18 protein-coding genes and 1 tRNA gene are annotated in these 16845 nt (G+C 67.8%); 10 read left to right on the forward strand and 9 right to left on the reverse strand.

Going from position 1 to position 16845, the window contains the following annotated elements; genetic code table 11:
- Position 1: 1 nt before the first annotated feature.
- A tRNA-Ser gene (locus tag LK996_RS00570) sits at positions 2 to 91 on the reverse strand.
- Positions 92 to 212: 121 nt separating this feature from the next.
- Between LK996_RS00570 and LK996_RS00575 the strand changes: the two genes are divergently transcribed.
- Positions 213 to 989, forward strand: coding sequence for a hypothetical protein (locus LK996_RS00575; RefSeq protein WP_230525232.1), 777 nt, complete (start codon positions 213 to 215; stop codon positions 987 to 989).
- 82 nt (positions 990 to 1071) lie between these two features.
- Complete coding sequence (locus LK996_RS00580; protein WP_230525233.1) at positions 1072 to 1314, forward strand: hypothetical protein; 243 nt, start codon at positions 1072 to 1074, stop codon at positions 1312 to 1314.
- On the opposite strand, the gene LK996_RS00585 is transcribed toward LK996_RS00580, so the two are convergent.
- Complete coding sequence (locus tag LK996_RS00585) at positions 1256 to 2263, reverse strand: LysR family transcriptional regulator (RefSeq protein ID WP_230525234.1); 1008 nt, start codon at positions 2261 to 2263, stop codon at positions 1256 to 1258. The genes LK996_RS00580 and LK996_RS00585 overlap by 59 nt on opposite strands.
- A 142-nt stretch (positions 2264 to 2405) precedes the next feature.
- Here LK996_RS00585 and LK996_RS00590 point away from each other — a divergent pair, with 142 nt between their 5' ends.
- Positions 2406 to 2996 carry an FMN-dependent NADH-azoreductase gene (locus LK996_RS00590; protein WP_230525235.1) on the forward strand — a complete coding sequence of 197 codons (591 nt, stop codon included), beginning with the start codon at positions 2406 to 2408 and terminating at the stop codon, positions 2994 to 2996.
- Positions 2997 to 3014: 18 nt separating this feature from the next.
- Here LK996_RS00590 and serS read toward each other — a convergent pair whose 3' ends face one another.
- Entirely contained in the window at positions 3015 to 4304 is a 1290-nt protein-coding gene (gene serS / locus LK996_RS00595) for a serine--tRNA ligase (protein WP_230525236.1), read from the reverse strand.
- A 94-nt stretch (positions 4305 to 4398) separates the two neighbouring features.
- On the opposite strand from serS, the gene LK996_RS00600 reads away from it, so the two are divergent.
- On the forward strand, positions 4399 to 5007 hold the full coding sequence (locus LK996_RS00600; protein WP_230525237.1) for an energy transducer TonB: 609 nt from the start codon (positions 4399 to 4401) through the stop codon (positions 5005 to 5007).
- Between the two features lie 204 nt (positions 5008 to 5211).
- Here LK996_RS00600 and aroA read toward each other — a convergent pair whose 3' ends face one another.
- Genes aroA through serC form a run of 4 tightly spaced genes read right to left on the reverse strand, consistent with a single transcriptional unit; the run spans position 5212 to position 9857 of the window.
- The gene (aroA, locus tag LK996_RS00605) at positions 5212 to 6525 is read right to left on the reverse strand and encodes a 3-phosphoshikimate 1-carboxyvinyltransferase (protein ID WP_230525238.1); all 1314 of its coding nucleotides are present in this window, start codon (positions 6523 to 6525) and stop codon (positions 5212 to 5214) included.
- Positions 6522 to 7622 (reverse strand): histidinol-phosphate transaminase, encoded by a 1101-nt coding sequence (gene hisC / locus LK996_RS00610; protein ID WP_230525239.1) that lies wholly within the window; start codon positions 7620 to 7622, stop codon positions 6522 to 6524. The genes aroA and hisC overlap by 4 nt, the downstream gene beginning before the upstream one ends.
- Complete coding sequence (gene pheA / locus LK996_RS00615; RefSeq protein ID WP_230525240.1) at positions 7619 to 8779, reverse strand: prephenate dehydratase; 1161 nt, start codon at positions 8777 to 8779, stop codon at positions 7619 to 7621. The genes hisC and pheA overlap by 4 nt, the downstream gene beginning before the upstream one ends.
- Complete coding sequence (gene serC / locus LK996_RS00620) at positions 8772 to 9857, reverse strand: 3-phosphoserine/phosphohydroxythreonine transaminase (RefSeq protein ID WP_230525241.1); 1086 nt, start codon at positions 9855 to 9857, stop codon at positions 8772 to 8774. The genes pheA and serC overlap by 8 nt, the downstream gene beginning before the upstream one ends.
- Positions 9858 to 9987: 130 nt before the next feature.
- Here serC and msrP point away from each other — a divergent pair, with 130 nt between their 5' ends.
- Positions 9988 to 10959: a protein-methionine-sulfoxide reductase catalytic subunit MsrP gene (gene msrP, locus LK996_RS00625; protein WP_230525242.1), complete on the forward strand. Its 972-nt coding sequence runs from the start codon at positions 9988 to 9990 to the stop codon at positions 10957 to 10959.
- Between the two features lie 5 nt (positions 10960 to 10964).
- Positions 10965 to 11606 (forward strand): protein-methionine-sulfoxide reductase heme-binding subunit MsrQ, encoded by a 642-nt coding sequence (gene msrQ / locus LK996_RS00630; RefSeq protein WP_230525243.1) that lies wholly within the window; start codon positions 10965 to 10967, stop codon positions 11604 to 11606.
- Here the strand turns inward: msrQ and LK996_RS00635 are convergent.
- Positions 11572 to 12387, reverse strand: coding sequence for an FHA domain-containing protein (locus tag LK996_RS00635; protein ID WP_230525244.1), 816 nt, complete (start codon positions 12385 to 12387; stop codon positions 11572 to 11574). The two genes, msrQ and LK996_RS00635, sit on opposite strands and share 35 nt — an antisense overlap.
- 66 nt (positions 12388 to 12453) lie before the next feature.
- On the opposite strand from LK996_RS00635, the gene LK996_RS00640 reads away from it, so the two are divergent.
- Complete coding sequence (locus LK996_RS00640) at positions 12454 to 12729, forward strand: polyhydroxyalkanoic acid system family protein (protein ID WP_230525245.1); 276 nt, start codon at positions 12454 to 12456, stop codon at positions 12727 to 12729.
- 8 nt (positions 12730 to 12737) lie between these two features.
- Here the strand turns inward: LK996_RS00640 and LK996_RS00645 are convergent, their stop codons facing one another.
- Positions 12738 to 13454, reverse strand: coding sequence for a DUF8198 family protein (locus LK996_RS00645; RefSeq protein WP_230525246.1), 717 nt, complete (start codon positions 13452 to 13454; stop codon positions 12738 to 12740).
- A 179-nt stretch (positions 13455 to 13633) separates the two neighbouring features.
- Between LK996_RS00645 and LK996_RS00650 the strand changes: the two genes are divergently transcribed.
- The 3 genes from LK996_RS00650 to LK996_RS00660 all read left to right on the forward strand — a co-directional run bounded on the left by LK996_RS00650 (position 13634) and on the right by LK996_RS00660 (position 16782).
- Positions 13634 to 14863 (forward strand): patatin-like phospholipase family protein, encoded by a 1230-nt coding sequence (locus LK996_RS00650; RefSeq protein WP_230525247.1) that lies wholly within the window; start codon positions 13634 to 13636, stop codon positions 14861 to 14863.
- A 154-nt stretch (positions 14864 to 15017) separates the two neighbouring features.
- Positions 15018 to 15560 carry a phasin family protein gene (locus LK996_RS00655; protein WP_230525248.1) on the forward strand — a complete coding sequence of 181 codons (543 nt, stop codon included), beginning with the start codon at positions 15018 to 15020 and terminating at the stop codon, positions 15558 to 15560.
- A 193-nt stretch (positions 15561 to 15753) separates the two neighbouring features.
- Positions 15754 to 16782: a restriction endonuclease gene (locus tag LK996_RS00660; RefSeq protein WP_230525249.1), complete on the forward strand. Its 1029-nt coding sequence runs from the start codon at positions 15754 to 15756 to the stop codon at positions 16780 to 16782.
- Positions 16783 to 16845 lie beyond the last annotated feature (63 nt).

Consider the following 16845-nt stretch of genomic DNA (forward strand, 5'->3'; position numbering starts at 1 on the left):
TTGGCGGAGGGAGTGGGATTCGAACCCACGGTGACATCGCTGCCACGCCGGTTTTCAAGACCGGTGCCTTAAACCGCTCGGCCATCCCTCCGAAGGCGCGCCGCGCCTCGCGGCCGCCATGCTACCGGCTGTCGGGGGTCGGCGACCACGCGGCGATTTTCACATCCCCCCCGCTACCATCGTTCGCTATCCAGCGTCGAAGGATCCGACCGATGCCCCAAGAGACCCCCGTACAGCTGCTCTGGACTGGCGGGTGGGATTCGACCTACCGGCTGTTGATGCTGCTCCTGCAGCTTCGCCTCCCGGTGGCGCCGATCTACATCTACGACGCCAAGCGCGCCTCCGCGCCCGTCGAAATGCGGACGATGGAGCACCTGCGCGAGGCGATCGCGACATCGTATCCGCACGCGCGCGCGTTGCTGCAACCGACGACGGTCGTGTGCATGGAAGACATCGCACCCGACGAGGACATCGAACGCGCGTTCAATCGCGTCCTCCAGAAGGTCCGCATCGGCGACCAGTACGCGTTCATCGCGCGCTACTGCAAGCAACATGGTTTGGACGGCGTCGAGTTGTCCGTCGAGAACGCGCCGCGCGGCGCGCACGCGGCCCTCGAGAGGAACATGGAGTTGGTGGCATCGCCCGCGGGCCCCACCTATCGCATGCGAAACGACGCGGAAGACGACATCCGCAAAGTCTTCGGCCCGTTCTCGTGCCCGATCTTCATGACGCGCAAGGAAGACATGTCCGCAGCGGTTACCCGCAACGGGTGGCAACCCTTGATGGCGATGACGTGGTTCTGCCACAAGCCTTCACGCAAGATGGAGCCGTGCGGCTTCTGCAATCCCTGCCAGTATGTCCTGCAACAGGGCATGGGACATAGGATTCCGCGCAGTCGGCGCACGTTGTCGCGCCTCTACAGTTTCACGTTGATGCCGTTGCGTGCACGCACGCGTCAATGGTTGCGACGCATGCGCGCGCAGACTTGAACCAAAATTCCCCGAACCGGGGGATACACAACCAACCCCACTATTGGCGAGTATGCGGCCACTCCCGCGTGGCTGCTTACGAATGTCCGAGACGCTCAACGTCTACTGGCACGAGGATGGTCATTATCTTTTCGTACCAGGTCCACCCGTCGACAAGATGATCGGCGCCAAGATCGCATGGCTTGGCACCATGCAGCGCGAGTGCATCGGCCCCGTGTTGCGCAAGGGAATCGAGGAACAACTGCAGTTCCGCACGTGCGCCACGATCACTGCGGCGCAGTTCTACGCTCCGTCGCACGCGCACCACCGCGCGAAGACGCATTGAGCGCCTTCTGTTCCTCCGGCGGGCAGTTGCGGCAATGCAGTCGCGACTCCTCGATCAACTGCGGCATGCGTTCGGCGAGGAAGTCGATCATCGCGCGCACCGCGGGCAACAGGCCGCGACGCGATGCGAACACCAGGTGCGCGATGCCCTGCGGCAGGCGCCAGTTCGGCAACACGACTTCGAGTTCGCCGTTGCGGATCGCTTCGGCGCACACCGTTTCGGGCAGCATGGTGATGCCGATGCCCTGTCGCGCGAGCGCCATCAACATCGGGAAATCGAAGCCGGCCAGGCGCGGCTTGAGTTCGACGCGGCGCGTGTCGCCGCCGGCGTCCTGCAGGTCCCAGCGCTGGCGCGCTTCGTCTTCGCTCATGCTGAGCGTGACGTGCTCCTTCAGATCGTCCGGATCCTTGGGGCGTCCCATGCGATCGAGATAACCGGGGCTGGCGACGAGCAATTCCTGGATCTGGCCGAAGGTGCGCATCACCAGGCTGCCGTCGTCGTCGAGCTTGTTGCGCACGCGGATCGCGAGATCGAAGCCTTCGTTGATCACATCGACGCGGCGGTTGCTCACGTGGAGCTGCACGCGCACCTGCGGATACTTGGCGAGGAACTCCGGCATCAGCTTCGGAATCATCTCCTGCGCGATGCTCACCGGCAGACTGAGGCGAATGGTGCCGCGCGGTTCGGAGCTCAGGCGATCGACGACTTCGCGCGCGGCCTTCGCTTCCTCGAGCATCGTCTGCGCATGGCGATGCACCGCGCTGCCGACGTCGGTGACGGCGAAGCGCCGCGTCGAACGTTGCAACAGGCGCACGCCGAGTTCATTCTCCAACGCGCTGATGCGCCGGCTCAGGCGCGACTTGGGGATGCCGAGCGCACGCTCGGCGGCGGCGAACCCACCGTTGTCGACCACGGCGGAGAAGTAATAGAGATCGTTGAGATCCTGCATGACCCGTCTCCCGGCTCATTCATGAGGTCGTTGCATCACAAGCAACGATGCGTGGCATTGGACCACCTTTATCCCATTCCTGCAACGGCCTAAAGTCCTCCCCAACGCAGCAGCCCCGCTGCCGAGCATTGAGGACCGGACCATGAAACTGCTCCACCTGGATACCAGCGCCCTGGGCGCCAACTCCGTCAGCCGCGAACTGAGCGCAGCGATTGTCGCGCGCTGGCAGGCGGCCGTGCCGGGCCTGACCGTCGACTACCGCGATCTCGACGCCAATCCGCTCCCCCACCTCACCGGCGCCGAGCTGACCGGTGCGAACGCCGAGGCCAAGGCCGCCGGCGACGCCACCATGGATCAGTTCCTCGCCAGCGACGTCATCGTGATCGGCGCGCCGATGTACAACTTCGGTATCCCCTCGACGCTCAAGGCGTGGATCGACCGCGTGGCGGTGGCCGGCAAGACGTTCCGTTACACCGAAGCCGGTCCCGAAGGCCTGGCGAAGGGCAAGAAGCTGATCGTGGCGAGCGCGCGTGGCGGCATCCATGGCCACGACGCCGACTTCCAGGAGAACTACCTGCGCTACGTGATGGGCTTCCTGGGTGTCACCGACGTCGAGTTCGTGCGTGCCGAAGGCATTGCGTACTCGCCGCAGCACCGCACCGACGCCATTGCCTCGGCGCATGCGTCGATCGGCGCCTCGAACGTCGAAGCGCGCGAACTCGAAGTCGCGTAAGCGCGTCCGTCGAAGCGATCAGCCGATCGCTTCGGCCCCGCCCATGTAAGGGCGCAACACCGGCGGCACCGTGATGGTGCCGTCGGCGTTCTGGTAGTTCTCCATCACCGCGATCAACGCGCGGCCGACCGCGACGCCGGAACCGTTGAGCGTGTGCACCGGCTCGGTCTTGCCCGACGCCGGATTCTTGAAACGCGCCTGCATGCGACGCGCCTGGAAGGCATCGCAGTTCGAGCACGACGAGATCTCGCGATACGTGTCCTGCGACGGCAGCCACACCTCGAGGTCGTACGTCTTCGCCGCACCGAAGCCCATGTCGCCCGAGCACAGCAACACGCGGCGATACGGCAGGCCCAGCTTTTCCAGCACGACTTCGGCGCAGCGCGTCATGCGTTCGTGTTCTTCGCCGGATTCCGCCGGGCGCGCGATCGACACCAACTCCACCTTCTCGAACTGGTGCTGGCGGATCATGCCGCGCGTGTCGCGGCCATGGCTGCCGGCTTCCGCGCGGAAGCACATCGAGTGCGCGGTCATGCGCATCGGCAGGCGCGCGTCGTCGATCATCACGTCGCGCACGATGTTGGTGAGCGGCACTTCCGAAGTCGGAATGAGATAACGGCGCGCCGCGTCGTCGCCATGGATCATCGTGGCGAACAGGTCTTCCTCGAACTTCGGCAACTGGCCCGTGCCGCGCATCGAGTCGGCGTTGACGAGCAGCGGCACGTTGGTTTCTTCGTAACCGTGCTCGCCGGTGTGCAGGTCGATCATGAACTGCGCGAGCGCGCGATGCAGGCGCGCGAGCTGGCCGCGCAGGATCGTGAAGCGCGCGCCGCTGAGCTTCGCCGCAGTGTCGCCGTCGAGCCAGCCGTTGCGTTCGCCGAGTTGCACGTGATCCTTCACCGCGAAGTCGAACGCGCGCGGCGTGCCCCAGCGATGCTGTTCGACGTTGTGCGCTTCGTCTTCGCCGGGCGGCACGTCGTCGTAGGGAATGTTGGGGATCACGAGCGCGAGCGCTTCGAGCTCGCCGCGAATGCGCTCGAGTTCGATCTCCGAAGCCTTGAGCTCGTCGCCGAAGCCGGCGACTTCCGCCATCAGCGCGGCGACGTCCTCGCCCTTCGCCTTCGCCTGGCCGATCGCCTTGCTGCGCGTGTTGCGCAGGTTCTGCAATTCCTGCGTGCGCACCTGGATCCGCTTGCGCTCGGCTTCCAGCTGTTCGATGTACCCGACCGGCAGGTCGAAACCGCGCGTGGTGCGGAGCTTCTCGGCAAGTTCGGCGGGTTGGTTGCGCAGCAGCTGGGGGTCGAGCATGGGGCCACACGATTCGATACGGGGGCTGAATTATGGCCTCCACGGGCGCTTCGTGCCGACCGGCAGTTGGGATCGCGCGTGACAGAATCGGGTCATGACGAGTTCGACCGCTGCCCTCACCCGCTGGATTCCATCGCACCGCGGGCTCATCGCCATCGGCGCCGCCTTCCTCGCGGGGCTCCTGTTGTTCCTCATCGTGTGGTCCGGCCAGCGCGGCGCCTCGCCCGCACCGGTCCGCGCGACCGCCGACGCACCCGGCTTCACACCGCTGCCCGCCCCCATGCCCCGCGACGCCGATGGCGCGAGCGGCATGGAGGAACCGGACGAACAGGCGCTCGCCGACCAGCCGCGCCTCGAAGAAGCCCCGCGCCCCGCGGCCGCACCTGCGGCACCCACCGCGCCGACCCCGTCGCGCGCACCGAACGCGATCGCCGAAGCTTCATCGCCGACACCGATCTCCTCGCCAGCCCCGCGTTACCCGCAACGCGCATTGCGCCGTCGCGAAACGGGCACGGTGCGCGTGCAGGTGGAAGTCGGCGCCGACGGCGTTCCGACCGACGTCAGCGTCGCCGCGAGCAGCAATTCGCGCGACCTCGACCGCGCCGCGCTCGACGCCGTCCGCAAGTGGCGCTTCGCGCCTGCGATTCGCGACGGGCAGGCGGTTGCGGGCACTGTCGTCGTGCCGATCGAGTTCCGCCTGTAAGCGACGAAGCGTAGGGTTGCGTCGGCCTCGGCAAAACAGGGGTCAGAGCACCATTTCCGTGGAAATGGTGCTCTGACCCCTGTTTTGCGCACGGGCCTTGCCTGGCCATTGATGGCGCTTGGCAGGACCGGCGGGGGTACATGCGCATGCACGCGCCGAGCCGCCGTTCAAACACTCGCGGCCTCCATTCCTCCAACCCGACCCTCAGGCGTCGCGCAACCCAAACCCTGCCGCACGCGCAAGTCGATCGAAGCCAGGGAATGAAGTGGCGACGTTCGCGACGTCGCCGATGCGCACGACGTCCTCGCACACCTGGCCTGCGATCGCGAACGCCATCGCGACGCGATGATCGCCCTGCGAGGCGATGCTGCCGCCACGCAACGGCCCGCCGTGGATAGTTGCGCCGTCGGGGGTTTCGTCGACGACGACGCCGAGTGCGCGCAGCCCCGCGGACATCGTCGCGATGCGGTCGGATTCCTTGACGCGCAACTCCGCCGCGCCGCGCACCGTCGTCGTGCCCGACGCGCAGGCGGCCGCGATGAACAACGCGGGGAACTCGTCGATCATGTCGGGCACCGCATCCACGGGCACGTCGATGCCGCGCAGCGGTGCGTGGCGCACGTGGAGGTCGGCGACGGCTTCGCCGCCTTCCTCGCCGAGCCCTTCGATGTCGATGTGCGCGCCCATCGCCCGCAGCACGCGCAGCAGGCCGGTGCGGCGCGGGTTCATGCCGACGCGGCGCAGCACGATGTCCGATCCCGGCACGAGCGTCGCCGCGACGAGGAAGAAGGCGGCCGCCGAGAAGTCCGCCGGCACCGACACCTGCGTCGCGCGCAGGCGATGCCCGCCCGACAACTTCGCGACCCCCGGCGAGAAATCGATCGGCCAGCCGAACGCGCGCAGCATGCGTTCGGTGTAATCGCGCGTCGGGTGCGGTTCGCGTACTTCGGTTTCGCCCTGGGCCTGCAACCCTGCGAGCAACACCGCCGACTTCACCTGCGCGCTCGCGATCTCCGACGAATACGCGATCCCGCGCAGCGCCTGGCCGCCCGCGATGCGCAGCGGCGGGAACCCGTCGTGCGACGCGATCGACGCGCCCATGCGCACGAGCGGATCGAGCACGCGCCGCATCGGCCTGCGCGTGAGCGACGCATCGCCGACCAGCACGCTGTCGAACGGTTGTCCCGCGAGCAGCCCCGCGAGCAGGCGCATGCCGGTGCCCGCGTTGCCGCAATCGAGTTGGTGCTGCGCGGCCTGCAGGCCGTCGAGCCCGACGCCATGCACGACGCGCGTGCGCGACTCGGGCGTTTCGATGCGCACGCCCAGGCGTTCGAAGATCGCCGCCGTCGCCAGCGTGTCCTCGCCTTCGAGGAAGCCTTCGATGCGCGACGTGCCGTCGGCCACCGCCGCGAGCATGATCGCGCGATGCGACACCGACTTGTCGCCGGGCGCATGGATGTCGCCATGCAGCGGCCCGCCGGGCGATGCGACCCAATCCTCGCGCAGCGCGACGCTCATCCGATCTCGTCCAGCACGGTCAGCAGGCGGCGGTTTTCGTCGCGATCGCCGACGGTGATGCGCAGGCACCCGGGCAGGCCGTAGCCGCCCATCGGGCGCGGGACGACGCCGCGTTCGAGCAGCGCGGCCTCGATGGCCTGCGTGCGATCGCCGAATTCGACCAGCAGGAAGTTCGTCTGCGAGGGATGCACGAACCAGCCGCGCGACGCGAGCGCATCGGCCAGCGCCGCGCGTTCCTCGGCGTTGCGCGCCAGCCCCCATTGAAGATGTTCGACATCGCCGAGCGCCGCTTCCGCGGCGGCCAGGCCCATGCAGTTGACGTTGAAACTCTCGCGCACGCGTTCGACCACTGCGATCAACCCCGGATCGGCGACGGCAAAGCCGACACGCAATCCTGCCAGCGCGTACGCCTTGCTGAAGGTGCGCGCGATCACGAGGTTGGGATGCGACGGCAACAACGACAGCGCCGTCGCGCCGCCTTCGACGAACTCGGCGTACGCCTCGTCGACCACGACGACGACGTCGCGCGGCACGCGCTGCAGGAACGCGTCGAGCGCGTCGCTGCCGAACCACGTGCCGGTCGGATTGTTCGGATTGGCGAGGTACACCAGCTTGGTACGCGGCCCGATCGACGCGGCCAGCGCATCGAGGTCGTGCCCGCGCGGCATCGACGATGCGCGCGACAACGCCGGGGCGGCGCGCAACGTCGCACCCACGGCCTGCGTCGCGATCGCATAGACGGCGAACCCGTATTGCGATGCGACCACCTCGTCGCCCGGCTCCGCGAACACCTGCGCGAACTGCATCAGCAACTCGTGCGACCCGTTGCCTAGGATGATCTGCGCCACGTCGACGCCGTGCTTCGCCGCAAGCGCACGCTTGAGGTCGCCACCGAGCGGATCGGGGTAACGATGCATCGCATGCAACTGGTCGAGCACCGCCGCGCGCGCCGCCGGGGATGCGCCCCACGGATTTTCGTTGGATCCGAGTTCGACCAGCGAAGGCCCGACGCGACGCCGCCACGCCACGAGATCGTGGCCCGGGTCGTACGCACGCAAGGCCTGGATCGCGGGGACCGCCAGGCGCTCGAAGCTCACGGCACCGCCACCGGGTACGAGCCGAGCACGGTCACGTTCTCCGCGAAGTCCTCCAGGTCCGAGACGACGTCGCGCAGCGGCGCGTCGTCGATGTGCCCGCCCACGTCGATGAAGAACGCGTACTGCCACAGGCCCGTATGCGCGGGCCGCGACTCGATGCGATTCATGCTGACGCCGCGGCGCGCGAGCGGTTCGAGCACGCGGAACAACGCGCCGGGCTGGTCGCGCACGAACACCATCAGCGAGGTGCGGTCGTTGCCCGACGGCGGGAACACGTTGCGGCCGATCACGAGGAAGCGCGTCGTGTTGTCGGGGCGATCCTCGATCGGACCGGCGACGATGCGCAGGCCGTAGACGTGCGCGGCGTTCTCGCCCGCGATCGCGGCCGCATCGTCGGCGTTGCGTGCACGGCGCGCGGCTTCGGCGTTGCTCGACACCGCGATCTTTTCCGACTTCGGCAGATGCTGGCGCAACCACGACTTGCACTGCGCGAGCGACAGACCGTGCGAATACACGCGTTCGATGTCTTCGATATGGCCCGTGCGCGACAGCAGGTACTGGTGCACGCGCAGCTCCACTTCGCCGCAGATCTTCAGCGGCGAGGAGAGGAACAGGTCGAGCGTCGACTGGATCGTGCCCTGCCCCGAGTTCTCCACCGGCACCACGCCGAAATCGGCGTGGCCCGCGGCGACTTCGTCGAACACTTCCTCGACGCTCGCCAGCGGCAGGCCTTTCGCCGAATGGCCGAAGTGCTTCTGCACCGCCTGCTGCGAGAACGTGCCTTCCGGCCCGAGGTAGCCGATCTTCAACGGCTCCTGCTGCGCCAGGCACGCTGACATGATTTCGCGGAACAGCCGCACCAGCACGTCGTCGGCGAGCGGCCCTTCGTTGCGATCCACGACGCGGCGCAACACCTGCGCCTCGCGTTCGGGCCGGTAGTAGTCGACCGCGGCGGCGAGCTTGCCCTTCGCCTTGCCGACCTGCCGCGCGAACTCCGCGCGTTCGGCGATCAGCGCCTGGATCTGGTGGTCGATGCCATCGATCTGCGCGCGCACGGCGAGCAGATCGGGCTTGACCTCGGGCGCTGCGACGGGCGCCGGCTTGGCGCGCGTCGCCACCTTCTTCGCCTTCTTCGCGGCCTTCTTGCGCTCAGCCATGTCGCTTCCTGAAGTCGTCCATGAAGGCCACCAGCGCCTGCACGCCTTCTTCCGGCATCGCGTTGTAGATCGACGCACGCATGCCGCCAACCACGCGATGGCCCTTCAGCGCGATCAGACCCGCCGCCTTCGATTCGGACAGGAACGCCTTCTCCAGCGCTTCGTCGTGCAGGAAGAACGGCACGTTCATGCGCGAACGCACGGCGGGGTCGATGTCGTTGCGATAGAAGCCGCCGGAGTCGTCGATCGCGCCGTACAGCAGCGCGGCCTTGCGCGCGTTGCGCTTCGCAAACTCTTCGACGCCGCCTTCGTCCAGCATCCACTGCACGGTCAGGCCGAGCATGTACCAGTTCCAGGTCGGCGGCGTGTTGAGCATCGACTCCGCCTTGAGCTGCGAGCGGTAGTCGAAGATGTCGGCACGCGGCTGGCCGTCGCGTTCGAGCAGGTCGCGGCGCACGATCACCACGCTGATGCCCACGGGGCCGAGGTTCTTCTGCGCGCCGGCGTAGAGGATCCCGAACTTCGACACGTCGAGCGGCTCGCTCGCGATCGAGGAACTGAAGTCGGCGACCAGCGGCACGTCGCCGACATCGGGAATGTCGCGGAACTCGCTGCCGTGGATGGTTTCGTTGGCGGTGATGTGGACGTAGGCCGCATCGCTCGCGAGCTGCCACGTGTCGCGCGCAGGAATCGTGCGATAGCGATCGGCTTCGCTCGACGCCGCCACGTGCGTGGCGACATACGGAGCGGCCTGCTTCATCGCCGTCTTGCCCCAGTGGCCGCTGATCACGTAGTCGGCCGGTTGCCCGGGCGCGGCGAAGTTCAGCGGGATCAGCGCCTGTTGCGTCGTCGCGCCGCCCTGGGTGAACAGCACCGCGTAGTCGTCGGGGATCGACAGCAGCTTGCGCAGCGCGGACTCCGCGGCGGCCGCGACTTCCATGAACTCCGGCCCGCGATGGCTGATCTCGACGATCGACGCACCGGCGTCGCGCCATTCCAGCATTTCCGACTGCGCGCGGCGCAGCACCGGTTCGGGGAGCGTGGCGGGACCGGCACTGAAGTTCCAGGCGCGTGGCATCGTGTATGGATCGCTAACGTGGGGTGGTCCCGCAGTATGCAATACCGAAATTAGTGCCGACACTCGGCCATCGCATCCGCTCGACGCTTTCAGGCGTAACTGTCGGACAGTCGAGGAGAACACCACCACCATGTCCCTGCGCGACGCCCTCCGGATTCCCCTGCGCGAAGTCACCGACGAAGCGGTGTACGCCGATCGCCGCCGCTTGCTCGCCGCCCTCGCCGCCTCGCCGGCGCTCACGCTCGCCGGTTGCACCGAAGCCGCGCCACCGCCGCCGCCCGCGAAGACCGTCATCACCCCCGAACAGGCGAAGGCGGGCTTCCGCACGGACGAGGAACTCACCCGTTACGAAGACGTCACGAGCTACAACAACTTCTACGAGTTCGGCAGCGGCAAGGCCGACCCGTCGCGGGCGCGCAAGACGCTGCGGACGAGTCCGTGGCACGTGCTCGTCGGCGGCGAATGCGCGAAGCCCGGCCGGTTGTCGCTCGACGATCTGCTGAAGGGCATCAAGCCCGAGGAACGCATCTACCGCCTGCGCTGCGTGGAAGGCTGGTCGATGGTGATCCCGTGGCTCGGCGTGCCGCTGTCCTCCGTGCTCAAGCGCTTCGAGCCGACGTCGAAGGCGAAGTACGTCGCCTTCGTCTCGCTCGGCGATCCGGCGCAGATGCCGGGCATCCGCGTGCCGATCCTCGATTGGCCGTATCGCGAAGGCCTGCGCATCGACGAGGCCATGCATCCCCTCGCCTTCCTCGCGACCGGCCTGTACGGCAAGCCGCTGCCGCAGCAGAACGGCGCGCCGCTGCGGCTGCTCGTGCCGTGGAAGTACGGCTTCAAGGGCATCAAGTCGATCGTGCGCATCGAGTTCGTCGAGAAGATGCCGGAGACCGCGTGGCACGCTTCGCAGCCGGAGGAATACGGGTTCTTCTCCAACGTCAATCCGGATGTCGACCATCCGCGCTGGAGCCAGGCGAGCGAACGCCGCATCTCCGGCACCGCGAGCAAGCTGTTCGCCGACCGCATCCCGACGCGGCCGTTCAACGGCTACGGGCCGCAGGTCGCGTCGCTCTACGCGGGCATGGATCTGCGCAAGTGGTTCTGAACCGCGTGGCCATCGCCAAGGGGATCGTGCATGCGCTCGCACTCGTCCCCGCCGCCTGGATCGGCTGGAAGATCCGCGAAGTCGCGCAGACCGGCAGCGGCCTCGGCGCGGATCCGGTCGCGGAGATCGAACACTTCCTCGGCCTGTGGGCGCTGCGCTTTTTGATGATCGCGCTGGCGATCACGCCGCTGCGGCAACTCACCGGGCAATCGGTGCTGGTGCGTTTCCGGCGCATGCTCGGGTTGTATGCGTTCTTTTACGCGTGCCTGCACTTCTCGGCGTTCCTCGTGCTCGACCTGCGCGGCTACTGGACGCAGATCTTCGAGGAGATCGTGAAGCGGCCCTACATCACCGTCGGCTTCGCGGCGTGGCTGCTGCTGGTGCCGCTCGCGATCACGTCGACGAAGGGCTGGATCAAGCGCCTGGGCCGCAACTGGGTGCGCCTTCACAAGCTCGTCTATGCGGTCGGCGTGCTCGCCGTGCTGCATTTCTGGTGGCTGGTGAAGTCCGACATCCGCGAGCCCGCGCTGTATGCGGGGATCCTCGCGGTGTTGCTCGGGTGGCGACTGTGGAAGTACGTCGCCGGGCGGCGGCGCAACGCGGCGCTCGCGGTCAGCCCGGCGAACCGAACAGCAGGATCGCGCTGAGCGCGGCCGCCAGCAGCAACGCGGCGAACAGCAGCCACGGCAGGCGGCGCGTCGCGTTGCGGCGGATGTTCGGCGCGCGGATCGGGGCGTCGGAGTGTTCGAGGTCGATGTCGTCGGGCAAGGCCGGCGCCATCGCATCGTGCAGGACGTTCGGGCGCCCGGGCGATTCGACGACGAAGCGATGGTGCGCGTCGAACACGATCTGGTCGCCCGTGCGCAGCACCGCGTCGCGCGCGGCCTCGCCGTTGACCTGGCTCGGCTCGGCGTCGGCCATGCCGCGCATCACCACGAGGCCTTGCTGCACGTCGATGCGCGCGTGGCGTTCGGGGAAGGCGGGATCGTCGATGCGGATGTCGCATTCCAGCCCGCGACCGACCAGGCGCGGGCGATCGAGCGTGAAGCCGCGTCCGTGGTACTGGCCGCCGACGCCGCGCAGCAACACGCGCGCATCGCCGCCTTCGCCGCCGGGTGCGGGCAACGTGTCGGGTTCGCGCTGCGCGCCGAGCAGCAACAGTTCGCGGCCGTCGATGTAGATCGCATCGCCGATGCGCAACATCGCCATGTGCTTCACCGGGCGCCCGTTGACGTGCACGGTGCGCACGTTCTCGCCGAGTTTCAGCCACGTGCCGCGGCGATCGATGCACAACTGCGCGAGCATGCGCGCGCCGTCGGACACGGGCGCGAGCGCGCCATCGGCGTTGCGGCCGATGCCGTGCAGGCCCGGACCGACCGCAACGTCGGCCTGGTTCGAGTCGGGAAAGCGCAATCTGAGGGTATCCACCGCGAAGAAATCTAGCATGCGGCCGCGTTAGCATTGCGCCTTGTCTTCCATTCGAGCCTCTCGCCCATGTCCCGCATCGACATCCACCACCCGCATTCCCTGACCGCGGCCAAGGCGCGCACGGCGGTGCAGGAGGTCGCAGACAAGCTGGACGCCCGCTTCGGCATGCAGAGCCGATGGGAAGGCGACACGCTGCATTTCACGCGCTCGGGCGTCGACGGCCACATCGCGCTTGCGCCGAACGAACTGCATGTCACCGCGCAGCTCGGGTTCCTGTTGTCGGCGATGAAGGGGTCGATCGAACAGGAAATCCGGCGCGTGCTGTCCGAACGCTTCGGCTGATCGGCTCGCTAGACGCCGAAGGGATCCGGCGCGTCGGCGACCAGGCGCGCGGCCACTTCGCGTTCGACGCGCTGGATCTCCGCGAGGAACGCCTCGACGTCGCCCAACTGCTTGAACGCCGCGACCCCGCGCTCGAGGAACCCCTGCAACTCCGCCAGCCCCGCCGCGTGCGCGGGCCCGCGCGACATGCGCAGCAATGCCGTGATCCCGGGCAGGCGCAACGCGCCGCCGAGGCCGTGGCCGACGTCGTGGATCAGCGCGATCTGGCGTTCGCGCAACAACGGTTTGCCCACGAGGCGATAGGCCTCCCCGTAGCGCGCGGCATCCAGCTTGCGCCCGTTCGGCGACAGTTGGCCGAGCGCTTCGGCCATGCGCAGGTCGAGCGCATGCGTTAGCGCGCCGAGCGCGATCCCGTCGGCGACCGTCGACAGCAACGACGACGGCAGCAGGCGTTGCATCGTCGGCAGCACGCGCGCGATGTCGGCGTCGCGCTGGCTGAAGTCGCGATCACCGTACACGTCGGTGAGGAAGAAGCGCGCCGCCGCCGCACGCCGCGGGTCGTCGAGGAAGCGCTTGAAGCTGCGCTCCAGCCGCGCCGTCTGCCACCGCCGCAGTTCCGGCAACCAGCGCAGCCCGTTGCGGGGTTCGCGCACGGGGTCCTGCAAGGCCTGGTGGCAGGCCAGCCGGCGTTGCAGGCGATGGACGACGTCGGCGTGGCGCGACATGGGGGGAAGCATAAGAGCGGGAAACGGGAAACGAAAAGCGGGAAACGGGAGGCAGGCCAACGCTTCGGCCGATGGACTTTCGGCCGAGGTGGGGCCCTCTCTCCCGCTCTTTGTTTCCCGTTTCCCGCTCCTTGTTTCCCGTTTCCCGCTCTTCATGCCCTCCCGCTAAACTCGCCGCGATGCTCTCCCTCCACACCGCCCGCCAACGCCCGACCCCCTCCACCCCCCGCATCGGCCTGGCGGTCGCCGGCGGCGGCCCCATCGGCGGCATGTACGAACTCGGCGCCCTGCGCGCGCTCGACGAGGCGATCGACGGGCTCGACCTGACCCGCCTGGATTCGTACGTCGGCGTGAGCTCCGGCGCCTTCCTCGCCGCGGGCCTGGCCAACCGCATGGACACGGCGGAGATGTGCCGCATCTTCATCACCGGCGACAGCGACGACGTCCAGTTCCGCCCGGAGACGTTCCTGCGCCCCGCGTTCTTCGAGTACATGCGTCGCGCCGCGGGTGCGCCGCGCCTGGCGATGGAATGGTGGCGCGACCTGATCTTCAGTCGTGGCGATTCGCGCTGGTCCGATGCGATCAACCGCTTCGGCGGGCTCGTGCCGACGGGCCTGTTCGACAGCACCGAGATCGAACGCTTCCTGCGCGACGTGTTCTCGCGCCGCGGCCGCAGCAACGACTTCCGCGAACTCGCCGCGCCGCTGTACGTGGTCGCGGTCGAACTTGACAGCGGCAAGGTCGTGCGCTTCGGCGGCGAAGGTTGGGACGACGTGCCGATCTCGCGCGCCGTGCAGGCCAGCGCCGCGTTGCCGGGCCTGTACGCGCCGGTGGAAGTGCGCGGCAAGCATTTCGTCGACGGCGCGCTGCGTCGCACGATGCACGCGTCGTTGCTGCTCGAACGCGGCGTCGACCTGCTGATCGGCGTCAATCCGCTGGTGCCGTTCGATTCGAGCAACGCGCGCAGCACGCCCGAAGGCATCGACCAGCGCCTGTCGGAAGGCGGCCTGCCCGTCGTGCTGTCGCAGACGTTCCGCACGCTGCTGCAGTCGCGCATGCAGGTCGGCCTGCAGCGTTACGCGAACACCTATCCGAACATCGACCAGCTCGTGTTCGAACCCAACAGCGACGACGGCGAATTGTTCTTCACGAACGTCTTCAGCTTCGCCGCGCGCCGCCGCGTGTGCGAACTCGCGTTCCGCAACACGCTCGACGACCTGCGCAAGCGCGCCGACGACCTGCGCCAGGTGCTCGAAGCGCACGGCCTGTCGCTGCGCGAAGACGTGCTCGCCGATCCCGCGCGCTCGATCCTCGACGGCCTGCCGAAGCAGCCGCGCGCGACCGAAACCACCGCGCGCCTGCGCCGCGCACTCGACGAAGTCGACCACTTCATCGCCGCCCGGCGCTAGGAGCAAAAACAGGGGCAAAAACAGGGGTCAGAGCACAATTTCAGAGAGCTGGAAATTGTGCTCTGACCCCTGTTTTTGCTTTGACCCCTGTTTTTGTTTTTTTGCTCTAGACGGCGGCCCGATTCTCGGAAGCAATCCTCCAAAGGCATCCGCCATGGCCAAGCTGAAGAAGACCGCCGCGAAGAAGTCCTCCGCCCGCAAGTCGGCCGCCGCCAACGCGGCTGCGCAGGAGCAGGCCGATCGTCTGTCGAAGTCCATCAGCGAGTCGGCGCAGCAGATCTGGCTCGCCGGCGTCGGCGCCTTCGGGCGTGCGCAGGCCGAGGGCACGCGCCTGTTCGAAGGCCTGGTGAAGGAAGGCCTCAACTTCGAGCAGACCGCGCGCAAGATCGCCGGCAACCGCGCCGACGTCGTGCGCGACGCCGTCGAAAGCCGCGTGGGCGTTGCGCGTGAACGCGCCGTCGACACGTGGGACAAGCTCGAGAAGGTGTTCGAAGATCGCGTGCAGCGTGCGCTCGTGAAGCTCGGCGTGCCGGGCCGCGACGACCTCGCCGCGCTCGCCGATCGCGTCGATGCGCTCACGGCTGAGCTTCGCCGCGTCGGTCCGGCGCGTCGCACCACGACGTCCGCCGCGCCCGCGAAGAAAGCCCCGGCCAAGCACGCACGCAAGAAGGCGACGAAGAAGCAGCCCGTCGCCTGATCCCGGCTCCACCCGCCGCCCGCGGCGGAACAACTTACGGCCCGCCAGTCCCGAGCTCTCCCGTCGCTCCCCTCCCCTGACGGTTTCGGACTGGCGGGCTTCTTGTTGTTTGCCGTCCGTTGCACAAGCGGGCATGGGGGCTGGCGTATAGTCGCGGTCCCGATTCGGCCGGCAAAGACCCTGCATGTTCGACGTGCGTTCGATTTTGGTGGCCCTGCTCGTCGCTGCCGTGCTCGGAACGCTCGGCACGCTGTATTTCTGGACGATCCGCCGCCGCCAGGACGAAGCGCTCAACGGCGTGCGCGCGCTGTCGGCGATGCGCTGGCGCGAGTTCTCGCACTTCATCCTCGATGCGATGCGCCATCGCGGATACGACGTGCTCACCGCCGACGACGACGCCGACCGCGGCCAGCAAACCGAATTCCTCCTGTCGCGCAACGGCGAACGCGCGTTGCTCGGCGCCAAGCATGGTTCGGCGTATCGCCTGACCAGGCAGACGGTGGGCGAGTTCGTCGCGGCGATGAAGTTCCAGGGCGCACGCAGCGGCGTACTCGTCACGCCGGGCTCGATCGATCCCGACGCACGCAAGCACGCCGAGGAAGCGCGCGTCGAACTCATCGACGGCAACGCGTTGTGGCCCGAGGTCGCGCCGCTGCTCCCGCAGAGCCTGGGCGAGGACGTGCGCCGCGACGCTGCGCAGAAAGCGAAACGCCACGTGGGCATCGCGTGGTTCGGCGCGCTGGTCGTCGGGTTGATCGTCGGCTGGTTCGCGGCGGGCGAAGCGCCGCCGCCGCAAGCCGATTTGAGCGTGCTGAAGCCGAAAGCGACACAGGCCGTTGCGGCGCCTGCGATTGCTGGCCCATCCACCGCTGGTGCATCGCCTGCTGCTGCATCGCCGGCGACCGTCGCGGGCGCGACTGCCGCGAAGCCGCAGGTCGCGAACCCCGCGACCACCCTCGTCATCCCGATCACGCCGGAAGAAGAAGACCTGCAACGCGCCGAAGTCGTGCGCCGCGTCGCCTCGCTGACCGGCATCTATCGCGCGGTGTGGTCGACGAAGTCCACGCTGCTGGTGCAGGTCGACGAAACCTCGACGCAACGCTTCGACGAGATCTGCACGGTACTGATGCGGTACGACACGTTGCGCACGGCGCGCGTGCATTTGCAGCCGCCGGAGAACAGCGAGCAGATGTCGCGCTTCAAGCAGTGCGCAACCTACTAATGAAAAAAAAGGGGGTCAGAGCACTATTTCGCTTGGCGAAATAGTGCTCTGACCCCCTTTTTG

Origin of the sequence: Noviluteimonas lactosilytica, assembly GCF_020866925.1 — a bacterium.
GTDB classification, from domain to species: domain Bacteria; phylum Pseudomonadota; class Gammaproteobacteria; order Xanthomonadales; family Xanthomonadaceae; genus Noviluteimonas; species Noviluteimonas lactosilytica.